21 protein-coding genes are annotated in these 25267 nt (G+C 45.1%); 1 reads left to right on the plus strand and 20 read right to left on the minus strand.

The window, feature by feature from the left end; all coding sequences use genetic code 11:
• Positions 1-245: 245 nt before the first annotated feature.
• The 13 genes from RDQ32_RS05440 to RDQ32_RS05500 form a co-directional block, all read right to left on the minus strand.
• A complete protein-coding gene (locus RDQ32_RS05440; RefSeq protein ID WP_308579409.1) occupies positions 246-1091 on the minus strand; it encodes a bifunctional 5,10-methylenetetrahydrofolate dehydrogenase/5,10-methenyltetrahydrofolate cyclohydrolase in 846 nt (281 codons plus the stop codon).
• A gap of 39 nt (positions 1092-1130) precedes the next feature.
• Positions 1131-1766 carry a cyclodeaminase/cyclohydrolase family protein gene (locus RDQ32_RS05445; protein WP_308579410.1) on the minus strand — a complete coding sequence of 212 codons (636 nt, stop codon included), beginning with the start codon at positions 1764-1766 and terminating at the stop codon, positions 1131-1133.
• Positions 1767-2114: 348 nt separating this feature from the next.
• Positions 2115-3359 carry an argininosuccinate synthase gene (locus RDQ32_RS05450; RefSeq protein WP_308579411.1) on the minus strand — a complete coding sequence of 415 codons (1245 nt, stop codon included), beginning with the start codon at positions 3357-3359 and terminating at the stop codon, positions 2115-2117.
• A gap of 566 nt (positions 3360-3925) precedes the next feature.
• Entirely contained in the window at positions 3926-5260 is a 1335-nt protein-coding gene (gene argH, locus RDQ32_RS05455; RefSeq protein WP_308579413.1) for an argininosuccinate lyase, read from the minus strand.
• Between the two features lie 3 nt (positions 5261-5263).
• Positions 5264-7933, minus strand: a complete 2670-nt coding sequence (locus RDQ32_RS05460) for a YfhO family protein (protein ID WP_308579415.1) — start codon at positions 7931-7933, stop codon at positions 5264-5266.
• A gap of 12 nt (positions 7934-7945) precedes the next feature.
• Positions 7946-8347 (minus strand): GtrA family protein, encoded by a 402-nt coding sequence (locus RDQ32_RS05465; protein ID WP_304071016.1) that lies wholly within the window; start codon positions 8345-8347, stop codon positions 7946-7948.
• Positions 8348-8651: 304 nt separating this feature from the next.
• A complete protein-coding gene (locus RDQ32_RS05470; RefSeq protein WP_308579416.1) occupies positions 8652-9161 on the minus strand; it encodes a CarD family transcriptional regulator in 510 nt (169 codons plus the stop codon).
• Positions 9162-9327: 166 nt separating this feature from the next.
• Entirely contained in the window at positions 9328-9807 is a 480-nt protein-coding gene (gene rlmH, locus RDQ32_RS05475) for a 23S rRNA (pseudouridine(1915)-N(3))-methyltransferase RlmH (protein ID WP_007157854.1), read from the minus strand.
• Between the two features lie 118 nt (positions 9808-9925).
• Positions 9926-10546 (minus strand): cell wall-binding protein, encoded by a 621-nt coding sequence (locus RDQ32_RS05480; RefSeq protein ID WP_308579417.1) that lies wholly within the window; start codon positions 10544-10546, stop codon positions 9926-9928.
• Between the two features lie 31 nt (positions 10547-10577).
• The gene (locus RDQ32_RS05485) at positions 10578-13280 is read right to left on the minus strand and encodes a valine--tRNA ligase (protein WP_308579418.1); all 2703 of its coding nucleotides are present in this window, start codon (positions 13278-13280) and stop codon (positions 10578-10580) included.
• Between the two features lie 14 nt (positions 13281-13294).
• A complete protein-coding gene (locus RDQ32_RS05490) occupies positions 13295-14080 on the minus strand; it encodes a hypothetical protein (RefSeq protein ID WP_308579419.1) in 786 nt (261 codons plus the stop codon).
• 3 nt (positions 14081-14083) lie between these two features.
• Positions 14084-15322, minus strand: a complete 1239-nt coding sequence (locus RDQ32_RS05495) for a DUF5716 family protein (protein WP_308579420.1) — start codon at positions 15320-15322, stop codon at positions 14084-14086.
• Positions 15323-15337: 15 nt separating this feature from the next.
• Positions 15338-17995 carry a DUF5717 family protein gene (locus RDQ32_RS05500; RefSeq protein ID WP_308579422.1) on the minus strand — a complete coding sequence of 886 codons (2658 nt, stop codon included), beginning with the start codon at positions 17993-17995 and terminating at the stop codon, positions 15338-15340.
• A 295-nt stretch (positions 17996-18290) separates the two neighbouring features.
• Here RDQ32_RS05500 and RDQ32_RS05505 point away from each other — a divergent pair, with 295 nt between their 5' ends.
• On the plus strand, positions 18291-18815 hold the full coding sequence (locus RDQ32_RS05505) for a DUF4364 family protein (RefSeq protein WP_308579423.1): 525 nt from the start codon (positions 18291-18293) through the stop codon (positions 18813-18815).
• Between the two features lie 3 nt (positions 18816-18818).
• On the opposite strand, the gene RDQ32_RS05510 is transcribed toward RDQ32_RS05505, so the two are convergent.
• The 7 genes from RDQ32_RS05510 to RDQ32_RS05540 all read right to left on the minus strand — a co-directional run bounded on the left by RDQ32_RS05510 (position 18819) and on the right by RDQ32_RS05540 (position 25260).
• Positions 18819-20120, minus strand: a complete 1302-nt coding sequence (locus RDQ32_RS05510; RefSeq protein ID WP_308579434.1) for an aminotransferase — start codon at positions 20118-20120, stop codon at positions 18819-18821.
• A gap of 169 nt (positions 20121-20289) precedes the next feature.
• Positions 20290-21492, minus strand: a complete 1203-nt coding sequence (locus tag RDQ32_RS05515) for an ATP-binding protein (RefSeq protein ID WP_308579424.1) — start codon at positions 21490-21492, stop codon at positions 20290-20292.
• 287 nt (positions 21493-21779) lie between these two features.
• A complete protein-coding gene (locus RDQ32_RS05520) occupies positions 21780-22469 on the minus strand; it encodes a hypothetical protein (RefSeq protein WP_007157863.1) in 690 nt (229 codons plus the stop codon).
• A 12-nt stretch (positions 22470-22481) separates the two neighbouring features.
• Positions 22482-22919, minus strand: coding sequence for a dUTP diphosphatase (locus RDQ32_RS05525; RefSeq protein ID WP_040649546.1), 438 nt, complete (start codon positions 22917-22919; stop codon positions 22482-22484).
• A complete protein-coding gene (locus RDQ32_RS05530) occupies positions 22904-23221 on the minus strand; it encodes a hypothetical protein (protein WP_308579426.1) in 318 nt (105 codons plus the stop codon). Before RDQ32_RS05530 ends, RDQ32_RS05525 begins: the two co-directional genes overlap by 16 nt.
• A gap of 11 nt (positions 23222-23232) precedes the next feature.
• Positions 23233-24360 (minus strand): SMC-Scp complex subunit ScpB, encoded by a 1128-nt coding sequence (gene scpB / locus RDQ32_RS05535; protein ID WP_308579428.1) that lies wholly within the window; start codon positions 24358-24360, stop codon positions 23233-23235.
• Between the two features lie 96 nt (positions 24361-24456).
• Positions 24457-25260 carry a ScpA family protein gene (locus RDQ32_RS05540; protein WP_007157867.1) on the minus strand — a complete coding sequence of 268 codons (804 nt, stop codon included), beginning with the start codon at positions 25258-25260 and terminating at the stop codon, positions 24457-24459.
• Positions 25261-25267 lie beyond the last annotated feature (7 nt).

A 25267-nucleotide genomic window follows, 5' to 3' on the forward strand; every position in this document is an offset into this window, starting at 1 on the left:
TTTTCTATTTCTGTTAAAAATTTTCTGAAAATAGAAAGAAGGGGCTGTAAAAAAAATCAAAATAGTTTTCTAAGCAATATAGGTCTAAATTCGGGGCACGCTCTCGCTAGCTTCGCCACGTAGCGGATACTAAGCGAAAAACTTCGATTCTCTTGTTTTTCGCAAGTACCGACGGGCTCAGACTACCTCTCATTTAGACCTATATTGCCGAAAATCTATTTATTATTTTGATTTTTTACAGACCCTTATCCCTTCTCCTGTAAACGGTAGGCTTTCAAAAGCTGCTTGGCCAATACCGCAGTAGTTACAGCGCCCAAGCCTCTTGGCACCGGAGAAATCTTTTCGGCAACGGTTGCCATAGTATCAAAATCCACATCTCCTACAAGATTTCCCTTTTCATCCCGGTTGGTTCCTACGTCGATTACCGTAGCCCCCTCCTTACAATAAGAAGAGCCTATTGCCTTTGCTCTTCCCATACAGCAAACCAAAACATCCGCTCTCTTGGTCACTTCTTTTATATTACTCGTTTTACTGTGACAGAGGGTTACCGTGGCATCCTCATTGGTCATCAGGATGGACAAGGGTCTTCCCACTACCAAAGAACGTCCCAAAATGCAAACTTCCTTTCCCGACAGGGGAATCTTATAAAAACGGCACATTTCCATAACTGCCTGTGCAGTGCAGGGCGCAAAGGCACTTTCATCCTTTAAAATCAAGCCCGCCATATTCTCTCTGCTGACCCCTTCCACATCCTTTTCTCTCTTAATCATTCTGAAGGCTGTTTCCTGATCCAAATGAGAGGGAAGGGGACGAAATATCATGATTCCGTGAATCTCTTCATCATCATTTAAAAATTGAATAACCTCCTGAAACTGTTCATTGCTGCAATCCGCCGGAAGCTGATAGCTCTTTACTTCCAATCCGAAGGATAGAAAACGCTTTTTAATGGCCTTCTCATAGGTAACATCCGCCGTCCTTTCTCCTACACGGATAAGCGCCAGAGCCGGCATCACCCCGGGTCTTTCCGCCAAAAAGGCCACACATTCCTTCTCTATTTCTTCCGCCACCGGTTTTCCCAATAATTCTTCCATACTTCCTTACTACTCCTTTCCCCATTTGGAATTAAGTCTTTATGCTCCTCTTACCACGTTTTCTACCGCCTGAATAATCTCTTCCAGCGAAGAAATGCCCGTTCTTGCCCTAACGCAAACTGCCTCTCTTTTCGCCTTGATTTCCTGATTCTGCATACTTTTGGTATTAATATATACATTCAGTATGGCACTTTCCATGGCTGTCTTCAGGAAGCCGGCCCCCACACCAACATCCGACAGGGCAATTCGGGATCCCTTCTCCTGTAATCGGGCAAATAATGGAATCTTCTCTAAACATAGCTCCAAAAGCTCTGTGGGTACCAAAGATGCCTCTATAAGACAGTTCTCCATAGTTTCTCTGTAAATCTTTTGTTCTTCCTCTGTTTCTCCAGGTAAGGAATATGCCTTTGACAGGGGCAGGAAAACCTCTTCATCCCTTGCTTCCAAAGCAAGGGCTTTCTGCTTTGCCTCCTCCAGGGATTTCATGATTCCTTCCAACTCATCCTGAAAATCCGCATAGCTCTTCTTTCCCAATGTAAGATTTCCCACCATCATTCCCAGAGAAAAGGCAAATGCAGCCGACAGGGCCGCCGCCCCTCCGCCCCCGGGAATAGGGCTCTTGGAAGAAAGAGCCTCTAAATACTGAACAATGCTTTCTTGCTTCTGCTCTTTCATAGCTTTCCCCTCCTACACTCGGCCCTTAATAGACTTCTATAACATACAAATCCTATATCCTATAATTTTGCTGTTTATACTAGCATAATATTTCTGTTTTACACAAGTTTTCTGTTTTACACAAGTTTTCTGTTTTGCATAAATTTTCTGTTTTGCACAAGCTTTCTCAATGTAATATGGTCGCCCAAATCTCTTGAGTAACAAAAACAGGACACGATACAGGGAGAACAGGTCTAAACACAAAGCAAGGTTCCAAGCCCTCTTCCTCCACCGGCTTGGAACCTTCACACAGTATTTTGCTTTATTATTCTTCGAAGGAAAGAATTTATTCTTATGAAAAACTTCCTTTTACGCTTTCTTCTCCTGTAAAGCCCTTACCAACTCCGGAAGTCCGAAAAGGGTGATGAAGCCCCCGGCATCCTTATGATCGTATAAATCTCCCGTGGTAAAGCTTGCCAGGGAAGCATTATAAAGAGAATAGGGAGAAGAAGTTCCGGCCTTTATGATATTTCCCTTGTAAAGCTTCATCTTGGTCTCTCCGGATACCTTCTCCTGGGTGCTCTTTACAAAGGCCTGTAAAGCTTCCCGAAGAGGAGCAAACCACTTTCCTTCATAAACCACCTGAGAAAACTTCTCTTCCACTATTTTCTTCATTTCCATGGTCTGCCGATCCAAAATCAGCTCTTCCAACTGCTTATGGGCTTCCAAAAGGATGGTTCCGCCGGGAGTTTCGTAAACTCCACGACTCTTCATCCCCACCACGCGGTTCTCCACGATATCCACAATGCCGATACCGTTCTTTCCTCCCAGGTGATTCAGTTCCTCAATCATCTCCTTCAAGGACATTTTCTTCCCATTCAATGCCACCGGCACTCCCTTTTCCCAGGTAATGGATAGAGGGGTTTCCTGATCCGGTGCCTTCTGAGGTGTTACGGAGAGCATTAAAAGATGCTCATAATTAGGCTCTGTCTCCGGGTCCTCCAGCTCTAAGCCTTCATGGGAAATATGCCAAAGATTCCTGTCCCTGCTGTAGGAATTCTCATGGCTTCCAAAAGCCAGGTCAATGCCCTTTTCCTTACAGTATGCCATTTCATCTTCCCTGGACTGAAAAGTCCAAAGCTCTGTCATTCGCCAAGGGGCAAGAATATGCAGCTCCGGTGCTAAAGCCTTAATACCCAGCTCAAAACGGATCTGGTCGTTCCCCTTTCCGGTAGCTCCGTGACAAATGGCGCTGGCCCCCTCCTTCTTGGCGATCTCCACCAATCTTTTGGCAATAGCCGGACGAGCCATAGAAGTTCCCAAAAGATATTTATTTTCATAGCAGGCATTGGCTTGAATACAGGGAAGAACATATTCCTCGCAGAATTCATCCTGAATATGCTCGATATACAGTTTCTCCGCTCCGGACAGCTTCGCCCGTTCCGGAAGGTCGGAAAGCTCCTCTTCCTGCCCCACATCAACGCAAACACAAACGACCTTATAGCCAAAATTCTCTTTCAGCCAAGGAATAATGGCAGTGGTATCCAGACCTCCGGAATAAGCCAGAATAATCTTCTCCCCCTTGGTATTTCCCTCCGGCATCATGCTTCCCATATTGACTCCTTTCAAAAATCCATCTTCTCCAAAAACGCTACTCTATCCTCAAGACTAGCTTAGAATAATAGATATTTATTCAGATGTCAAGCATATTTATTCATTTATATCCACTATTATTCCTTTTGTATGAATATTAATTCTTCCATAGAGAATAATAGTTTCTCCCAAGAGAATATTTCTCCTCATTTCGATAGTTCCCGAAGTATTCTTTTTTCAGAGCCCGGGAAATAAAAAAGAAGATGCAAACAAGCTTACTTTTCCGAATGTATAGGTCTAAAAGAAGGACAATCTGAGCCCGTGGGTACTTGCGAAAAACAAAGGTACTGCAGTTTTTCGCTTAGTATCCGCAAGGACAGACTTTTCATCAGAAAAGTCGTCCTGTAACAGACCAACTTCCGAAGGAATTTGCTTTGCGAAGCAAAGTGAGCAGTGGTTAACAAAACCACTGCTCAGTCAGGCGAAGCTAGCGAGAGCGTGCCCCAATTTTGAAGCTATTATGCATAAAGATAATTTGATTTTCTTTTTCCTAAGGAAAAGGCCTTACGTTTACATCTTCATTTTTATTAATCCCAAAGCGCTCCTGGAGCTCCTTTGGTCTTCCTGTTCTTTACGCAGCTTTCCAGAGAAATAGCGTCATAGATATCCTCTTCCACTAAATCGGAAAACTTCCTGTACTCTTCCAAGGAAAGCTCTTCCAAATCCTTTCCTTCCTTCTCACAGTACAAAACCAACTCTCCCACAACACCGTGGGCAGTACGGAAGGGCATGCCTTTTTTCACCAGATAATCTGCCACATCCGTAGCATTGCTGAAGCCCTTTTTCGCGCTTTCCCGAAGGCGTTCCAAGCGGAATTCCATGCTGTCCAGCATTTTCGCCATGACTCGAAGACAAAATTGCAGGGTGTCCATACTGTCGAAGGCCACCTCCTTATCCTCCTGCATATCCTTGTTATAGGCCAGGGGCAGTCCCTTCATGGTGGTCAGAAGAGAAAAGAGATTGCCGTAAACTCTTCCGGTTTTTCCCCGAATCAACTCCGCCATATCCGGATTCTTCTTCTGGGGCATAATGCTGGAGCCTGTGGAATATTTGTCGGACAAGCGGATGTAGCCATAATCGTTGCTGTTCCAAAGAATGATTTCCTCACACAGTCTGGATAAATGCATACTGATCATGGATAGACAGAATAGATATTCAATCAAATAGTCCCGATCCGAAACGGAATCCATGGAATTTTCCGTAGCGGCGGTAAAGCCAAGCTCCTTTGCCACCATTTCCCGGTCCAGAGGATAGGTGGTGCCGCCGAAAGCTCCTGCGCCCAAGGGAGAGAAATTCATTCTCTTCTCTCCGTCCAAAAGACGGCTCCTGTCTCTTAAAAACATTTCCTTATAGGCCCCGAAGTGATGAGCGATGGTAGTTGGTTGAGCCTTTTGCAAATGGGTAAAGCCCGGCATAATATCTCTTCTATGCTTCTCCATGAGTTTTTCAATGACGGCAAGTAATTCCTCCAGATACCCTCTGCATTCTTCACTGTTTCTCCGTACATAAAGACGCATATCCAGTGCTACCTGGTCATTTCGAGAGCGGCCGGTATGCAATTTCTTCCCCAGCTCTCCGATTCTTTGAATTAAAACCGTTTCCACAAAGGAATGAATGTCCTCCGCATCCCCTTCTATTAAAAGCTTCCCGGACTCTAAGTCCTTTCGTATCCCTTCTAAACCCTCTTGGATTTTCCGTCCTTCTTCCTCCGTGAGAACGCCGACCTTGGAAAGCATTTTCACATGGGCAAGGGAGCCCTCCAGGTCCTCCATGGCCAAACGCTTATCAAAGGGGAGAGAGGCGTTAAAGGCCTGCGCCAACTCATCCACGTTTTCCGTAAATCTTCCACCCCATAATTTCATCCGCTACTCCTTTACATCCATTTTTTCCACTTCCAGTCCCCGTTTTCTTCCTCTGGGAAGTCTACCGGTATAAACCTTTACCGGATAGGGACTGTGGCCTCTTTTCCGGCTTCTTCCGTTGGGAATATTGTCATGGGGAATCTTCACCCGCAGGTTCTCTGCCCCGGAACGCTGCTCCAAGCTTTTTGGTGCCGGCCCCAGCTTCTTCCGAATCAAGAGAAATGCCGCGAAGAAAAGGATTGCCGTAAAGCTTAGCAAAAGCCCGAATCGCCAACCCTCCGGCGTATATTGTAAACGAACGGTGTGCTGTCCTTCCGATACGGGAACGCCTAAAAATCCTGTAAAGACTGCCTCCGGCTCCACCTTATTTCCATCTACCGTGACCTTCCAGCCCGGATCATAAGGAATACTGAAGAAAATCTTGCCCTCTTCCTTGGCCTGCACCGTACCTTCTATCGTTCTTGTATTCATTTTACCAAGCTTAAATCCTCGTCCGGACAGAGCCTCCACAAAATCGGAAAGCACCTCATAATGAAAACGATATACGGTGGCATCCATGCTCTGCCCCTCCGTCTTGGAGCTGAGCTTTACTTCCGTTCCGGCGGAAAGATAGCCTAAATCCAGCAAATATCCTCTATCCACATGGTCATAGCTTTTTTCCCTCTCCGGAAATTGCACCTTGACCTCTTCCACCTTCGTGTTATTCACATAGGCAAAATAGTGCCCTTCCTCTGTAGCAGTAAAGCTGTAATCCTCTCCTTCTCTTTCACCAAGAATGGTTTCTAAAGCATTTTCCCCTGTAATAGATTCGGAAATACTGTTTTGCACCAGCGCCGGAGTTCCCGCCTTTTCATTCCACTGATTCAGCTCCTCTTCGCTTAAAGCAAAGCCAACAGGTAGAACTTGGGTGTTTTCATAAAGACGATAGTCTCCCTCTCCTGTCCAATAAGCCAGCCCCTGTTCCTCCGCATTCTTCAATTCTTCCTTGGTAATCAGATATTTGACCGAAAGAAGACTGTTCATCAAGGGTGTGGCCCCGTTAATCGCGTAAGCGTTGGTGGAAGCCTCCATTCCTAAGAGAGTATAAACCTCCGACATTTTCCCGTAGGCTGTGGAGGAGAAAATAGAGGCACTGGGATACTGCATAAGCGCCCCGTCATCCTTAGTTTTACGATCCGCCCTATCCACACGGTAAAAATCGGAATCCTCCAGCTTGACTTCCGAAAGCAGGGTAGCCGTTTCCTTCTGTCCCTCCAGATAATTCGCCCGATTGGTGGTGGGCACGGAGGTCACCGCCATATTTGCCGTAGCCTCTATAAAGCAGAGGGCAAGCAAGGTATAGAAAAAGCTTCTTGGGGTAAATGCTTTTTTCTCCAGCACGAAGAGAAGATAGTACAAAAAGCTGAAGAGCATGCCCAGATAGAACACAGACCAATGAAAGCCCTCCACCGTAATCAGCTTCTGACACAGAAGCGCAAAAACAAAGCAGAGGAAGAAGGAAAGACTGTAGTCCTTTTTCGTATTCCCTTTCCGTTTCACCATAAGCTCCGCTCCCTGGGTAAGGATCAGGAAAATGTATAAAAAGCTCTGTCTTGCAGGCAGGCTGTTGGGATAATGAAAGCCATGCCAGATAAAATTCAAAACATTGATGGAAAAGCTTAAAAAGAAGAAAATACTCAGGATGGCGTAAAAGCATTTTCTGGAAAGGGAAATGCTTTGATTTCGGTAATACAGGGGCAACAAAAAGAGCAGCAAGGTTCCGGCATAAATATTAGGCCAATGCTTTAAGCCCTGCTCCGTTTCCACAAAGGCAAACTGTCTGGCCAGCATATCGATGATGCCAAAATATTGGGTAAAGGTCTTCGGAAAGGAAATGCTGGAAGAAGCGGTAAAACGCAGGGCAAAATAAGCCGGGAGCAGAAAAACCGCCGCCATTGCCCCGGCCAAGAAGGAATAAAGACCGAAGCGAAAAAGAATGAGAAAAATCCCCTGTCTTCTTTCCCGAAGGATAAAGAAAAATTGGAACAGAAAATATACCACCAAAAACAGGCAGATCATAATACTGATGTAATAATTGGAAAGAATGGACAGAGCCAGGCTTACCGTATACAGTCCAACCTCTCCCCTTTCCATCATTCGCTCCAAGCCCAGAAGAATCAGAGGAAAAAGCAGTACACAATCCAGCCACATTACATTCCAGGAATAGGCCGCGATATAGCCGGACAGGGCATAAAGCAGGGCGAAGATTATAAAGTAGGGACTGTTTTTCTGAAAATGATAGCGAAAATACAAGGAAGCCGTAGCGCCCGCCAGTGCAATTTTCAGAAGCACCAAATAGCTTACATACTCAATCACCAAGCCCTTAGGAAATAGCAAAATAAACCAATTCAGCGGACTGGCCAGATAGTAGGCAATCAGAGCAATAAAATTGCTGCCAAGACCTATATGAAAGCTATAGAGTAAAGATTCCCCGGATTGCAGCTTTCTTTGAAATTCCTGAAAAAAGGGAGCGTACTGGTGATATAAGTCCGTACGCAAAAAGCTTTCTTTTCCAAAAGGAAATATGCCCTTTGCCACAAAAATTCCCAGCATGGCCAGAAGGGGGAGCAGGAATGAAATGATTTCCTGCTTTCCCAAACGGATTTTCTCGAAAGCGCTTCTCTCTTTATTCATGGCATCTTCTCCTTACTTAAAAATCAAAAATTTGCTGGCAAAGTAATTTCCCACCAGATTAATGACCGAACTTCCCAGCCATCCCAAGCCATGGGAAAAATGCAAAATATCCACAAAAAATACCAGCAGGAAAAAACTGGCTATGCCGGAAAACACCCTCAGGGAAAAGAAAGAAATAAATTCCTGAATTCCCTTCTTTTCCGTTTTTTGAAAGACAAAAAACTTATTTCCGTAGTAGGCAAAGACCACCGCCAAGAAGAAGGCCACACCATAGGAGATTTTATAGGAAAAGAAGGGAGAAATTGATTGCTTTTGCAAAAGAAGATCCAGAACATGATAAATCACGTAATTCACTAAAGTGGTGAGAACTCCCATTACAAGATATCGTATACTTTCTAATAATTGCTTATTCATTATATTTTTTAACACCTTAAATTCTATTCTTAGTTTTTGAACATGCCTAGTATACGAAAAGAGGGAGGGGAAAGCAAGAAGGGATAGGGAAGTCCGGGAAAATAATACTGTAGGCAAGAAGAGAAAATAATACGCTATAAAAAACAGCTTTGGTACAGGGGCTAAGATTGTCCCTGCGCCAAAGCTGTTTTTATATAAGTATCTTTTGTATCGCTGTTTTGGTAAAGCTGCGTATCCCTTACTTTCTTACAGCCTCTAGCTTTCTACCATCTTTTCTTACCGACTTCTCCATCTACTCTATGCTCTAGCCGGCCTTCTTGGGAGAATGGGCATGGATTCTTTCTTCCACTTCTACTCTGGGAATGCTGAGAGGAATGGAAAGCTCCTCATAAAGAATATCCTCTGCCTGCTCCATAAAGTGTAAGTCTAAAAGGGTGAGTTTTTTCCCCTGTCTTGCCCGTTCCACTCTTCTTTCCATCAAGGTCTTAATCACCTGTAACAGCGCATCCGGCGCACAGCTTTTGATGCTGTCTCTGCAATTCTCTTCCCGCTGTTTCGGCGTCTTACATTGTAAAGCATGAATGTTCTCCACACCAAGCATAAAGCTTTCCGCCTGCTCTCTGGTCATTACCGATCGCATATTGGTCTTGCCTGCCTCTACCGGAGCATATACGGCACCATCCGGTTTCTTTACTGCCTGCAAGATATAATATTCTTTGTCTTTTGGAATTCCTTCTAAATTCAGGTGTGTCGTTCCGATAATCTTATGGACACCCTTACAGCCATAAACCACATACGTGCCTGACTGGTACATTTTCTCCTCCTATTCTATTGAGATAATTACGAATCTATTAAAAACTAGTTTTCATTGTAGCATTCTCCCAATAGGATTACCAGCATTTTGCACGATTTATAAATTTTTTGTCTGACTTAAATAAAAAGAATTTATAAGCAATCGCTTTTTTATGCGTTTTTCTTTTTTACTTATGATAAGGCTCCCCTGCATTAATACGGAAGGCTCTGTATATTTGCTCTAAAAGAATCACCCGCATAAGCTGGTGAGGGAAGGTCATGGCAGAGAAGCTTAAAGAATAGTTGGCTCTGGAAAGGACAGAGGGGGCCAGACCCAGGGAGCCTCCAATCACAAAGCAAAATTCACTTTCTCCATGAAGGGCCTGCTTTTCCAAAAATTTGGCAAAGGCTATGGAATCCAACTCCTTTCCCAGGATGGCCAAGGCAATCACAAAGGCACGATCCGGAATTTTACTAAGAATTCTTTCTCCCTCCTTCTCCAAAACCTGTAAAACCTCCGTTTCACTGGCTTCTTCCTTGGTCTTTTCATCCGCCACTTCAATAATTTCCCATTTACAATAGGAAGAAAGGCGCTTTCCGTATTCAGAAAGTGCCTCTCGATAAAACTTCTCTTTGATTTTTCCAACCGCAATAATTTTAATGGTCATAGTGTCCCAACTCTGTTTTTTACTTTGCTTTTACTCTGTTTTTTACTCTATTTTTCTCGACATTATTCTCTATCTACGCTCTGTAGGAAGTACGCGAATACAGGATATTCTATATTCTTTAGACTCTGCCTCTTGGATACTTCGTCACATCAAAGGAAATCAGCTTCTTATCCGCATAGCCCAGAGCGTCAAAGTAATAGTTCTTCCCCTCAATCAGATAGGAAATATTGGTTTCTCCCTCGGCCTGTACCATGCCTCTGGGGCGTCCCTGCTCATCCTTTTCAAAGTAGAAAGTGTGGAACTTTCCATTTTCATCCGGAATGCTTGCCCATCCTGTTAGAACTACCCCTGCAGTATCGCTGTTTTGCTCTTTATTGTCGTACTGGGCGAAAAACCAGTGGCTGTCCTCGTTAAACCAGCCTTCAGCCATCTTTCCTTCAGCATTAAAGTAATAAAAGCGTTCTCCAATCTGTACCCAACGATCCTTGGCGTACTTCCAGGACTTAGACTTTACGTCCAGGTACAAAAGCTTCCAGGCACTGTCTTCCTTTTCCCAGATATAGGCTGTGGTGCTTCCCTTCTTCACCCCGGTAAGCTCTTCCTTGGTGGCTGCCCTTTCCTCGGCATGTCCCTGAAAACTCTGAAAAGAAAAGAGGAACAAGAAGGAGAAAAGCAGGAGCAAGGTGCCCCATACTCTTCTCTTCTTTTCCTCTACCGTTGTTCTCTCTGCTTTACACATAAAACCTCCCGTCTACTCGGGAAGTTAAAGCTTAGGAAAGAGCCTTCTTTCTTTCCAGAACCTGCTCAAGCATCTGTCTATACTTCATAGCCTTTTCTTCCTCCTCCTGCACCTTTTCCTTCGGTGCCTTGGACAGGAAGCGCTCATTCTTTAACATTCCCTCTGCACGTTGAATTTCTTTCTTCAGCCTCTCCTCTTCCTTCTCCAAACGCTCTCTTTCCTGATCCAAATCCACCAGATCAGAGAAGGGAAGGAAAATGTTGGCCTTCGGTATCAAGACAGAAACAGCATTTTCAGGAATACCTGTTCTGTCCTGCTGTATTATAACATCCTGTGCATAAGCAAGGGTAGCAAAGAATACCTTACTATGTGTAAACGTTTTTCTTAATCCCTCGTCCTCGCTTACGAAGAAAACCGTAGCCTTTTTGGATGGGGGAACATTCATTTCCGTACGAATATTTCGGATGGCGCGAACCGCTTCCTTGATGGTCTCTCCCTCTTTTTCCGCCTCGGAAAAGTCCAGTTCTTCCGCAAAAACAGGCCAATCCGACAGCATCAGCATCTTCTCTTCGCCCGGGAATAAAGACTTCTCCGTATCGTAAATCTCTTCCGTAATGAAGGGGCAGAAGGGGTGCAACAAACTTAAGGAAGTTTTCAAAACCTTTAAGAGAGTCCAAAGAGCAAGAGTCTTACTCTCTCCACCCTCACTGTACAATCTGGGCTTCACCATCTCGATATACCAGTCACAGAACTCTTCCCAGATAAAGTTTTGAATCTTATCCAGGGCGATTCCCAGGTCAAAGGACTCTAAGTTTCTGGTCACCTCGGAAACTGTGTGGTTACACTTGGAAAGAATCCACTGATCCGCAAGAGCCAAATTCTTCGGAAGCACGGAAAGCACTTCTTCCAGACTTGCTTCCTTCTTTCCTACTAAAGAGAGAAGGGCTTCTTTCTCCTCTTCCTTTACATTCATAAAGAGGAAACGGGAAGCATTCCAAACCTTATTCATAAAGTTTCTGCTGGCTTCCACACGGCTATGATAGAAACGCATATCATTTCCGGGAGCATTTCCGGTAAGAAGCGTCATTCTCAAGGCATCTGCCCCGTAGGTACCGATGATTTCCAAAGGATCAATTCCGTTTCCTAAGGACTTACTCATCTTTCTTCCCTGATCATCCCGGACAAGACCGTGAATCAGTACCTTCTTAAAAGGTGTCTTTCCGGTCTGCTCAATTCCGGAGAATACCATTCTGACTACCCAGAAGAAAATGATGTCATAGCCGGTAACCAGCACATCCGTAGGATAGAAATACTTGTAATCCTCTGTCTCCTCCGGCCAGCCCAAAGTCTCAAAGGGCCAAAGGGCACTGGAGAACCAGGTGTCAAGAGTATCCTCATCCTGACGAAGGGATGCACTCTTACACTTTGGACAGCACTCCGGCTTTTCCAAAGATACGATTAGCTCTCCGCAGTCCTCACAGTAGTAAGCAGGAATGCGGTGTCCCCACCAAAGCTGACGGGAAATACACCAATCCTTGATATTTTCCAGCCAATGCAGGTAGGTCTTACCGTAGTTTTCCGGAACAAATTCCAAATCTCCCTTGTTCAGCGCTTCGATAGCAGGCTTTGCCAGCTCTTCCATCTTCACAAACCACTGGGGCTTTACCATAGGCTCAACGGTGGTTCCGCAACGATCATGCACACCTACATTGTGGCTGTGGGGCACTACCTTCTTTAAGAGTCCCTGCTTCTCTAAATCCTCCACCATCTTCTTTCTGGCTTCATAGCGATCCATGCCGTTATAGGGGGAGCCTTCACAGAGAATCTTGGCATCATCCGTTAAGATATTTAAAACCTCTAAGCCGTGTCTTTCTCCTACAAGGAAGTCGTTGGGATCATGGGCAGGAGTAATCTTTACACAACCGGTTCCGAATTCCTTATCCACATAGGCATCTGCAATCACCGGAATCACTCTGTCTGTCAAAGGAAGATGCAGCTGTTTTCCTACGATATCCTTATATCTTTCATCCTCCGGGTTTACAGCCACAGCCATATCCCCTAAGAGCGTTTCCGGTCTGGTGGTAGCAACCTCCACAAAACGGCCTTCCTCTCCCACAACGGGGTAAAGGATGTGCCAGAAGGAGCCTTCCTGCTCCTCATGCAAAACCTCCGCATCGGAAATGGAGGTATTACAAACCGGACACCAGTTAATCATTCTGGAGCCGCGGTAAATCAAGCCCTTCTTATACAGGCGGACAAAGGTCTCCAGCACCGCATGGGAGCAGCCCTCGTCCATGGTAAAACGGAGACGATCCCAGTCTGCGGAGGAGCCCATCTTATGGAGCTGGTTTACAATACGATCCTCGTATTCTTCCTTCCACTTCCAGGCCTCCTTTAAGAAGCCTTCTCTTCCCAACTCCCACTTATCAATGCCCATATCCTTCAGCTTATTGATAACCTTTACCTCGGTGGCAATGGCTGCATGGTCCGTTCCCGGCTGCCACAAGGCCTCAAAGCCCTGCATTCTCTTAAAACGAATCAGGGTATCCTGTAAAGCATTGTCCAGGGCGTGTCCCATGTGCAGCTGCCCGGTAACATTGGGAGGCGGCATCATAATGGTAAAGGGCTTCTTATTAGGATTTACCTTTGCGGCGAAGGCATTTCCCTTCAGCCACTTTTCGTAGATACGATCCTCTACCTCTTCCGGATTGTATTGTTTTGCAAGTTCTTTCATTTTCCCCTCCTGTACTAGGCTCTACCACGTATTTCTTCTTTCCAGGCTTCCAGCTTCTTCTCCGCTTCTTGGAAAAATGCCTCTTCTCCCTCGTTATAGGCATTCTTCAGCTCTAAAATTCCTTCTGCCTGATCCGCTTCTTCCAAAACCTCTTCCCACTCTGCCTGCCATTCCCTGACCAGGTCTTCCTCTACCCCCTGCCAAAGCTCCTTATACCGATCCTTCGGAAAGGTAATCTGAGACAGGAAATACAGTCTTCGTAAAGCGGCCTTATCCTGATTTTTTTTATACAATTTCGCAAAAGCATCCCCTGCTCTTTGAAACTGCTTTAGATAAAGGTAGGACTCTGCAATCTTACGAAGCCTTCTGCCATTTTCCTCCAAATGATATGCGTCCTGATAGGCATCCAAGGCCTTTCTGTATTTTTTTAAGGAAAAGAAGCTGTCTCCCATCCTTTCCTTCCGTTCCGGCTCGGACAAAGCCTGAATCCTTCTAAGCTCTAAGGAAAAATCCTCCAGCTCTCTCTCCGTAAAATAGGAGCACTCCCGAAGCAGACGGAAAAGCAAACGCTCCTCCCGCTCTCCCATGTCCTTTAACTGCTTCAGCTTTTCGGAAAGCATGGGGCGGTTTAAGCCGGTACTGACCCATTCCAAAAGGCGATGATCCACAAAATGCTCCGGAATCAGGAGGGGATACTTCCCCACCGCATAACAAAGCTCCTCCAAGGAATAGATGGAAATATCCAATCGCTCATAATAATAGGGAAATGTAGCTTCTTTTTGACATAAAATCACTGCCATACTTTACTCCTTTCCCAAACTGATTCGCTCTTCAATCACCATACCGGAGGCAGGGTGCAAGTCTCCCAATCCCTTGTCCTCCACCCGAATCAAAATAGTGGAAGCATCCACAAATCGACTCTTTAAAGAGAGCTTCGTGCAACGCTCCTCTCTCTTCGGAAAGCCTTCCAGCAGCATCCGAAGCTGCCTTCCCTTGCTTCCCACGAAGGGCTGCACCGTAAAATCAATATAATCCTGCCGATCCGGTAGTAGCAAAAGCTCCTCTTCCTTTTCCAGCCAGGCATCTCCCGCCTTTGCCAGATAATAGGGAAATTCCCTTTCCTTCTGACTCACCCGGAGGGAAACATCATAAGCCACCCTGGTTTCACAAAGAAGAAGATACTCCTCCTCTTCTCCTCTTCCCAAAAGCTTGGCATATTCCAAAGCCCCGATGGCAAAGAGGAAGGATTCCACACAAACTCTTCTTCCCTTTAAAAGCTTCTTCATAAAGCCCGGAGCAAATTCCGTACTTTCAAAGCCCTTTCCGGACAAAAAGAAGGCACTGTAGACCTTCCCTCTGGTAATTTTATCGCTAAGCCCGGAAAGAATCTGGTCTGCCATACGCTTTCCCTGGGGCTTTTCCATAATGTCGAAGGAAATGGCCTCCGGCTGGGCTTCCCCGGCGGAGATGGCATACTTCTTCGCCCCCTTGGACACCTGCATTTCATAGTAGTGAAGCACCTGGTTGGAAAATTCAAACATGCCCACCAATCGGTTATAGAGGGTTTTATCCTGCCGTAAAAGGTAGTGGGCAAAGGCCTCGGTGTGGCTGATGCACTGCACGGAATATTCCTCTCCGAAAAGCTTTTCCAAAAGCTCCTTTAATCTTTTGAAGAGCTCCGGCTCTCCCTCCCGAAGGGTAAGGACTAAAGTATCCTTTCCCTCTTCCTCCGGAAGCTCCTTTTCCTCTATCCGCTTCTCTCCTTCTTTCAGCAGGGAACGAAGGAAGATAGACAGAAGCTCCTCCGCCTCATAGCACTGCCCTTCAATGGTGGCACTGCCCTTTTTCTTAAACAGGGACAAAAGCTTATCCACCAGCACTACTCCTCCGGTGAGATTCTTCTTATAAGCTTCTTCTCCAATGGAGAACTCTGTCCCTCGCTTCTCTCTACAAAGAAGGGTAGGAAAGCGATATGTATATTCTTCCTGATATAGGGAAATGTCGGTATAATCATCCCCTAAACTAATGCCAATGCTTTTCACAAATACCTCTTTCTCTTACTCCTCCAGTAATTTCGATAAAGCAATTTCCTTCTTGCCGTACTCTTCCATCATTTCCAGTAAAGGCTCTGCCTGCTTCTCCGTCATCAGCTCACACATCCGACAAAGCTTGGTATAGGCATCCTCTCCGGCATAGGATTTCTCGGAGTCCTCCTTCTTCAGGGTGGACTGATACAATAGCGTGTCCTCTTTTCCCAAAGTAAAGCGATATTCCATGCTTTCTCCCGGGAAAAGCAGGAAGGATGCAGTGTAAATGCCGTGATAGCACTCCTGTAATTCCTCTCTGTGGAACTCTTCTTCTCCCTGATTTCTGATAGACAGGAAAGGCTTTTCCTCTTCTCTTCCGTGATACTCCAGGACGGATTTTTCTAATATTTCATTGGGCAGGGAAACAAATTTTCCCAGCTCCTTGGTATAGCTGAAAATCAAAGATTTTTCCAAAAGAATCGGCAGGAAGGCGTTAAGCTCCTCCAGCTCTTCCTCCTTAAGCTCCTTTCTCTTGGAGAAAGAAAGACTCAATGCCAAAAGATAAAGCACCGGCACTCTTTCCTTATGGCTTTCTCCCCGAACCTCCTCAAAAATCCGCTGCATAATCCATTCTTTTTCCGGCTTCTGTCCCAGAAAGACAGAGGCGGAATAAGCTGTAAAAAAGGCACGAAGAAGCAAAGGATCCGCTCCCCCGTAACGAGTATAGAGGGCAAAAATCTCTTCGCTTTCCTTTCGTTTTTCCGTGAAAAGGCTCTGGGCCAAAAGTCGCTCTCCCATGTTTAAGAAGGAGGAAGAAGGAATCTTCGCCTTCTGCTGCTTCCTTTGGTCTGCTGCCCGCATCATTTGCAGCATCTCTTCCGTGGTACCGTTATATTCCTCCAAAAGGAAATGAAGAATACTGTCCTTTTCCAGCTTGGAAAGAAAGGCTTTTTCCGAAAGATACAAAAGCATCTCCCTTTCCTCTTCTCCATAGACCTTCTCTCCCCGGGTCTCAGAAAGAGCTCCCTCTAAAAATGCTTCCAATGCTCGCTTATCCAGGGAAAGGTAGGGATAGGCAATGAGATATTCCAAAGCCTTGTCATAATCCCCCCGATAAATCAGGGCACTAAGCACATCCTCCTTCTCTTCCTTCTTTAAAGCCCCAAAGGGAAGGGCATGGAGAAAGTCCAGATTCTCCTTCGGGAACTCTACTCCCTCCGCCTTCTTATGATAGGAAAGAATCAGATGCAAAATCTTCATCCGAAAATACAGGGTAAAATCCTCATAGGAAAAAGCCTTTTCCATGAGTTCCAGGTCCTTACTGTCGGAAATTCCCTTTTCCACCAGGCTAAGAGTCTTCCGAATCAGGAAAATGCCCTTGTCCTCAGAGAGGCTTTGGCATTTCTTCTCCAATTCCGCCTCTTCCATCAGTCTGGTCTTTCTGTGGGGTACCCGACTGTAACGGTTTCCTAAGGCATCCTGGAAAAGCAGAATCATATTGGGAAGGGGCATGGGCACTGTACAAAATCCCCCCTTCACCGGGAAGGAACATTCCCTGCGCAAAGCAGGGTGAGTCAGTACCAGACGCTCAATACTCTGATCCTCCACCTCCACCAGATAGCTGTTTAAAATCTTCGGAAGGAACTCCGCCATCCTTTCATCAATCATTTCCGGTAGAATCAGCTTGCTATACAACAAAGCCAGCTCCTCATTGACTTCCCCCCGCAAAAGACAGGCAATAGCATAGTCCTGCATCGGCCTTGCAAAGTGGGAGAAAATCTCGGAACCTTCCTGGAAATTCTTCAAAATATTATAATAAAGAGGAAGCTTAATTCCCTCTTCTAAACGATATTCATAGGAGAAGTAGAGATATACCCCCTTGGGTAATTCTTCTGAATAGCCCATAGGCATAGCATAGAGAAGGTTCTCATATAGTTTTGTAATCTTAACATTCTCCTCTACACCCTTTTTATAAAGGGCAAAGGCGCTAAGACTCCAATCTCCTCTGTGGATGCACTCCGTAATCTTTTCTTCCAGGCTTGCATCCTCCGGAAAGTGGAGAACCTCTTCCCTTTCCTCCCGTCTTTGGTAGGGAAGCACCTCCCGCCTCATAGCATTCTTCGGGCGATGAGAGAAATAGGTCAAAAACTCCTCTAAAGCAAGGGTTCTGTCCCCGCAGGACTTTAAAAGCTCATAGAGTCTGAGGGCGGTAATATCCTGAAAAATCGGGGCTTCCAAAAAATCGCTGTAATCAAAGATTCTGCCGCAAGCCTTTCTGTCCTCCTCCGCCATGTGTTGCAAATGAGAAAAGTCCTTAATCTCATGGATTTGCTTTGCAGAGGGCTGTTTTTCCACCACAAAGGAATAGGGAATCCGTTTCTCTCCCCCATTGTAGACAAAGCAAAGCTCCCCTTTGATTTCTTCTTCATCCCCCAGGTTCTTCGTATCAATGGTAAAGCTTACCTTGGTACGTACACCTCCAAAGGCGGATTTATGCAGGGTTAGATAGGGTCCCTTGGCATAGACCAGGCCACGCATGGCAACGCCATTTACCGACTGCAAAAAGATTTCAAATGTTCGACTTTCCCGATAAGGAATTACAGCCATAATCTGCTCAACAGAAAAATGCAGGGAAGGGATTCCTTCCTCGATAATTCCTCTGGCTAACTTATTGATTTTTTCTCTCATAGCAAACTCTCCATAGGGCTTTATTTTAGCACAGGAAGCCCTTTCGAGAAAGACAGAATTTTCCATTAACGCTTCCTTCTATTGCAACTAGGCTTACAATTCTGTTAAACTAATTCCAATCTTTGCTTTTTTCTCTTTCAGGCTCAGGCTTTTCTTTTCGGAAAGGCAATTTCCTTAGAGCAGTATAGCGTATTTCTTAGAAAAAAGCGCATTTTGCAAAGATTTATATTCTGAACAAGACGGAAACTCCCAAAAAACAGAAACTCCCATTTTTATGGGATAAAGAAAGGAATTTATGGCTACAGAAGCATTGACCCAATACAAACTGATGATTCTTTACTTACTCCATTCCGTAAAATACCCCCTAAGCAACAGTCGGCTTAGCGGATTTTTTTTAGAAAATGAATATACCACCTATTTCACTTTACAGCAATGCATCAATGATTTGGAGGAGGCTTCTCTCATTTCCGCAGAGCACAGCCAAAGCACCACCCGCTACGAAATCACGGAAGAGGGCAAGCAGACATTAAATTTCTTTTCCCAGGATATCCCGGAGCTGGTGCGGGAGGACATGGACCTCTTTCTTTCCAAAAACAAAAGCCGCCTGCAAAGTGAGGCGGCCCTATATTCCGATTATTCGGAGACAGACACAAAGGAGTACCTTGTGCAGCTGGAAATTCGGGAAAATCGCACCCTACTCTGTAGAGTGGAGCTTACGGTTCCCGATGAAGAAAGCGCCAAGGCTCTCTGCTTAAAATGGGAGGCCAAGCACCAAAAGGTCTATACCTACCTTTTACAGGAATTTTTAGGGGAAGACTAGCTTTTAAGCCTGTCCTTCCTTCTTATCCTTTAAAAGCTTTTCCACACTCACCAGCTTTACACAGAGGGTGAAAAGCTCGGAGGCAATACGCAGATCCTCCAATGGTGGGTAAGTCGGAGCAATACGGATATTGCTGTCATTGGGATCCTTCTTGTAGGGGAAGGCGGAACCCGCGGGAGTCAGCTTTACGCCGGCCTTCTTACACTTATCCACTACAGCCTTTGCACAGCCGGGAAGGGTTTCGAAGCTGATGAAATATCCCCCCTTCGGCTTAGTCCATTCTCCCACGCCGGTTCCTGCAAGGTTCTTCTCGAAAATATCCTCTACCATCTCAAACTTGGGACGAAGAATATTGGCATGCTTCTGCATGTGCTTCACCATACCGTGAATATCCTGGAAGAAACGAACATGACGTAGCTGGTTTACCTTATCGTGTCCGATGGTCTGGTACTGTACCTGCTTCTTAATGTCTTCCAGGTTGTTTAAGCTGGTTGCCATGGAAGCAATGCCGGAGCCCGGGAAGGAAATCTTGGAGGTGGAAGCAAACTTATACACCAAATCCGGATGCCCTGCTCTCTTACACTCCGCCAAAATCTCAATCAAATAATCCTGCTCATGGTCATAAAGGTGATGCATACCATAGGCATTGTCCCAGTAGATACGGAAGTCTCTGGCTGCCGGCTTCAGGCGGGCAAAACGGCGTACCGTCTCATCGGAATAGCTATAGCCCTGAGGATTGGAGTACTTCGGCACACACCAGATTCCCTTAATCGCCTCATCGGAAGCTACCAGCTCCTCCACCATATCCATATCCGGGCCCTGCTCCGTCATGGGTACCGGAATCATTTTAATCCCAAAGTACTCGGTAATCGCAAAGTGACGGTCATAGCCCGGAACAGGGCAAAGCCACTTTACCTCATCCAGCTTACACCAGGGGGTACTTCCCATAACACCGTGGGTCATGGAACGGGAAATGGAGTCATACATAACATTCAAAGAAGAGTTTCCGAAAATGAGGATATGATCCGGATGATTTTCCATCATATCGGAAAGAAGCTCCTTGGCCTCTGCGATACCATCCAATACACCGTAATTTCGAACATCTACACCTTCGCTGGAATACATATCCGCATTGCTGTCCAGAGCATCCATCATGTCATTGCTCAAATCCAGCTGCTCTCTACAGGGCTTTCCTCTACTCATATCCAGATTCATATCCATGGTCTGGTAGCGCCTGTACTCGTCCTTTAATTCCGCTCTTAAGGCTTCCAACTCCTCTACGGATAATTCCTCATATCTTGCCATATTTGCACCTCTTTCTCCTACTTGCTTTCCCGTTTTTTTCTTCGCCATCTGCTACTCTCCTTTGGGCATAAGTATACGAGAAAAAAGTATACTCTCCTTTTCCTGTCCTCGCAAGAAATTTTCCATGTCTACGGCTTTGATTTCCACATGTACAGTTTCAATTTCTATTCTACTGTTTCAAATCCAATAGCCAGTCTCTTGCATTCAGAATCTTTATACCATCTATATCCATTGGAGGGTCATCGTCCAATGTAAGGATTACCTTGGGATAGTCGTCCTGAAGCATTCGCAGCGGTCTTAATTCTCTATTCAAGGTAGCTTCTTCTCTTACCGTCAAAGCCACCTGATAATAATGATTGCCGTCCTGATTCTGTGCGACAAAATCCACTTCAAAGCTATCTACCTTTCCCACATACACATCATAGGATCTGCGAAGCAGTTCCAAATAAATGATATTTTCCAATATATGGCCTGCATCCATGGCTTGTTTGCCCAGAAGCATATATCGAAGACCAATATCTACCACATAGTATTTATCCAAGGTCTTAAGGTACTGTTTCCCTTTGATATCAAAGCGTTTAGCCTGATAAATGACGTAAGATTCCTTCAAAGCCGCAAGATATTTTTCTATCGTTTTAGAATCAATCTTTCGACCGTCGGAAGTCATGGTATCCGCTATTTTCTTGGTGGAGAAGGGATTCCCGATATTGTCAAAAATAAACTTCAAAACACTTTGAAGCATCATGGAATCCGTCACCTGTTTCCGATTCATGATATCTTTAATTACTATCGTATTGTAGATACTTTCCAAGTAATCTCTGATGATATTGGGTTCGGAATCCAATGCTAAAGCATAGGGAAAGGAACTGCTTAACAAGTAATCGGTATATTTTCTTGCTCTGTCTTCATAGCCCCCCTTTGCCAGACAATATTCCTTAAAAGACAGAGGAAGCATCTCAATCTGGATATATCTTCCGGAAATCAGGGTAGCTATCTCACTGGAAAGCATATAGGCATTGGAGCCGGTCACATACAAATCTATATCCGGGTTTAACTGTAGACTATCCAATACTTTAGGAAACTGATCTACATTTTGAATTTCATCCAGAAAAATATAAGTCTTACTGTTTTTCTTTAAATTCTCTTTAATATATTTATGAAGACTTCTATAATTATTCAAGTCCTCATACTCTAGGTCCTCAAAGTTAATAAAAATAATTTGGGATTGATCAACCCCTTGCTCTAACAGCCAATCTTGGAACTGGAGCAGTAGCGTTGATTTTCCGCATCTTCTTATTCCGGTCACAATCTTGATAATGTGTTTATCCTTGAGAGCCTTTAGTTTATTCAGATATTCTTCTCTTATAATCACCCCGGCACCTCCCTTCCTGTAGAGAATAGCATCCTTTCTATAGAAAGTAAAGTTTTTGGATTTAATTCCAAAAACTATTTATTTTGTGATAGTTTTTGGAATGCATTCCTAAAAGTTTTTTGGTTCTAATATTTTTTTGAATCTACTCCATAAATAATTGAGTTTTGACTACGGATTTTTGACACTAAAAAAGGAGCTATAAAATAATCAAGTTTTACATAGACTCTATGCAAGATAGAAAACTTCTCCGATTATTCTCCAGCTCCTTTTGAAATAGTGTGCTTTTCTTAATTGCTTCCTTCTGTTGTCTCTGTAGTCTCCGTTGTTTCCTGCTTTTCCGTAATTCCCGCTTTTTCTTTCAACAACGGATTCTTCTCCAAGGCTTCCATACGGTTTTTCAGAAAGCTAAGCTCCCTTTTCGCATCCTCATCTCCCGGATAACGGGTACAGTATTGCTGAAAGGCTTCATAAGCTTCCTGCCATTTGGCGGTCTTCTCCAGATATACCGCCCCGTCAAAAAGATATTCCCTATCTTCTTCCAGCCCCTTTTCTTTGATTTCTGAAAGGAGCTTCTCCGCATCCTCCAGCTTATTGTCATTCAAAGCAGTTCCCAGCTCCTGAATCAGCTTTTTTCCGGCAATTCTCTCTTCCAGCAGGGGCAAATCTTTTTTCGCCAAGGTCTTGTAACTTTGCAGGCTTTCCTCCGCATCGGAAATATTCCCCAATTGAATTTCCGCCTCAATCTTATAAGCGAGAATGTCCATTTGCAAAGCGGAGACCTGCCCGTTACTTTTCTCCAAGGCCAGATTAAAGTTTTCCAATGCCGTCTTTCCGTCTCCCCGTTCCAGAGCTTCGATTCCCAGAAGACGATATTCCTTCGCCTTATTCTTACAGGCAAAAAGGCTTAAAGAGAGAAGGAGAAAGAGTAGCAGAAAAGAGCTTAAGCTTTTTCCTTTTTTGTTCTTCCTTTTTTGCATTTTCCCCTCCTATTATGCCTTCCCGGTGGTGCCAAAACCCCCACGGTCTTCGTTATCCAGATGATCCACCTCAATAAAATGCACCTCCGGCTGGTGAGGCATCAAGCGGAACTGTCCGATTCGATCATTGATATGAATTTCCGTATCTCGCATGGCTAAGATAGGCATATGGATAATGTCATTGTCACCGCAGAAGGATTCATCCACCACTCCCATGGCATTGGTTTGCAAAATCCCGAAGTTCTTATAGGCCGAGCTTCTGGGAACAATCAGCATTTCATAGCCCTTGGGAATTTCCACGGAAATACCCATACTGATTAGGCGGTATTCTCCCTGCTTCATACTGACATTTTCCGCTACCCGTAAATCAATCCAGTCACTTTTTCCGTCAATGTAGCGAAGCTTTTCCAGCTCCTTTACATGATATTTGATTTTTAACTTAGCCTCCACTTGCATTTCTCCTTTCTCCAGGAATTTCTTTGCACTCCCTTTTCTTCTCTATAACAGTTTCTTAACGGCTTTCTACGGCAGGTTCCCCTTGCAGGGAGAAGGTTTAAGTCTTTCGATTCTTCTTCGAGTTCCGGCTCCCGAATCTCTTCTAAGTCCTCTTCTGGCTCCGGTTCCACATCAGTCTCTGATTTATCTTCGGTTTCCGAGTTCTCGAATACTTCGTTGTCTTCTTCCAGCTCTACTTCCTTCTCCGCCTCTAATTCCATAAGATAAGCTTCGATAAAGCTTTCTTCCTCTTGCAAAAGGTCCCTGCCTACTGTTCCGGGTCCAATGCCTTCGCGTCCTCCTGCCCTTCTGTACTTTCTTCCGCTTCTTCTTCCGCTGTTTCTTCCGCTTCTTCCGCTTCTTCCGCTTCTTCCGCTTCTTCCGCTTCTACCTCCGCCTCATCCGCAGCTTCTTCCAATTCTTTTTCTTCTTCGCTTTCCGCAGAAAATTCCGGCTCCGGAGTTTCTTCCTCTACAGTGTCTTCCAGCTCCGGAGTCTCTTCCTCTACAGTGTCTTCCGGCTCCGGAGTCTCTTCCTCTACAGCGTCTTCCGGCTCTGTACTTTCTTCCGCCTCATCCGTAACTTCTTCCGGTTCTTCGTCCGGCTCTTCTTTTTGATCTTCCAACCGCTCTTCTTTAGCTTCTTCTACCTTCTCCGGCTCTAAGCCAAGGCTGTCCTTAAGTTCCTCCGTTACTTCCTCTTCCAAAAGCTTCTCCAGATCCTTGGGAAGACTGGGAAGGGAAGCTAGAGAATCTACACCGAAACGAGTCAGGAACTCCTCGGTGGTGCCGAAGAGCACAGGTCTTCCCGGAGCGTCCAAACGGCCCACTTCTTCAATCAAGCCGAATTCCACCAAACGATTTACCGCATGGTCGGACTTTACCCCACGAATCCGCTCCACCTCTGCCTTTGTAACCGGCTGGCAGTAGGCGATAATGGAAAGGGTTTCCAAATGCACATCGGAAAGCACCGGTTTCCTACTCTGCTTAACCACTCGAATCAAAGCATCATAGGTTTTGGGATGACTGACCATCTGATATTTTCCCTCCAGCTTTCGGATCAAAAGCCCTCCCTGTCGCTCCTCATATTTCTTCCGTAAACGCTCTGCCGCAAGCTCTGCTCCATCCACACCCATGTGCAGACAAATTGCCATTTCTTCCAGACTCACGGTTCTTCCCAAAGAAAACAAAAGAGCTTCCAGTAAATCTTCCTCTTCCTGCAAGCTTAGGGCATCTTCTCTTTCTATTTCTTCCTGCAAGCTAAGAACCGGGGCCTTATCCCTAGAGCCTTCGGCTTTTTCTTCCACCGAATTCCTATCCTGTAAGGCTTCGGCAGCTTCCCCTGCCAAAGTTTTTTCCAACTCTTCTTTCAAAGAGTACTGTTCGTTTTCCTCCACCTGCCTTACTCCCTTCTAAAAGCTATTTAAGATAAATTCTTTTCTATATTTAATTCACTGGCGAGACCTTCCATGCATAGCTTGCGCAGCGCTTTATTAATCAAAATCTTCCACCAGCGTCAGATCCATTTCTTCCTGCTCCGCTTCTTTATTAACAGTAATATCCAGGTCTCCAAAGGCATTTTCCTGCTTAAGGGTAATCTTCCCCATTTTCATCAGCTCCAAAATGGCCAAGAAGCTCACCACCGTCTCTGTCTTTCCCTGCTTTTTCTTTAGCATTTGTCGGAAGGAAAAACGACCGTGGCTCTTCGCATAAGCCAGAATATCCTGCATTTTCCCCTGCAAGCTTATCTTTTCCCGCTTAATCTTTCCAAAGTTTGCCCGAAGCTGGTCCTTTCTGGCTTCCTTCCGCCTTAAAATCTCCTTCATGGTCTCCCGAAGGCGAAGAATATCCAAGCCCTTCAACAGATCCTCCAGGTCCAAAGGCGGCTTGTACTTTTCCACTTCCTTCGGAATACTGGGTTCCTTTTCAATGATATTAGGGGCAGTTTCTTCCTTGGTTCGTAGCATTCCGCTGATTCTTTTATATTTTTTATATTCTAAAAGTCTCTGTACCAGCTCTTCTCTGGGGTCTACTTCCTCCCCTTCCTCTTCCTCCTTCTTGGGCAGTAACATTCTGGCCTTCATTTCCAGAAGCGTCACTGCCATCAGCAGGAAGGCAGAAACGATTTCCAGATCCTCTTCCTCCAGCGCCTTCATATATTCCAGATACTGCTCTGTGATTTCCGAAATTGGAATATCATAGATATCGATTTTATTTTTTTCAATAAGGTGGAGCAATAAGTCCAGCGGCCCCTCAAAGGCATCCAGCTTATAAAAAATCACCTTTTCTTCCATCATTTTCTCC

The organism is uncultured Oribacterium sp. (assembly GCF_902481605.1).
GTDB classification, from domain to species: domain Bacteria; phylum Bacillota; class Clostridia; order Lachnospirales; family Lachnospiraceae; genus Oribacterium; species Oribacterium sinus.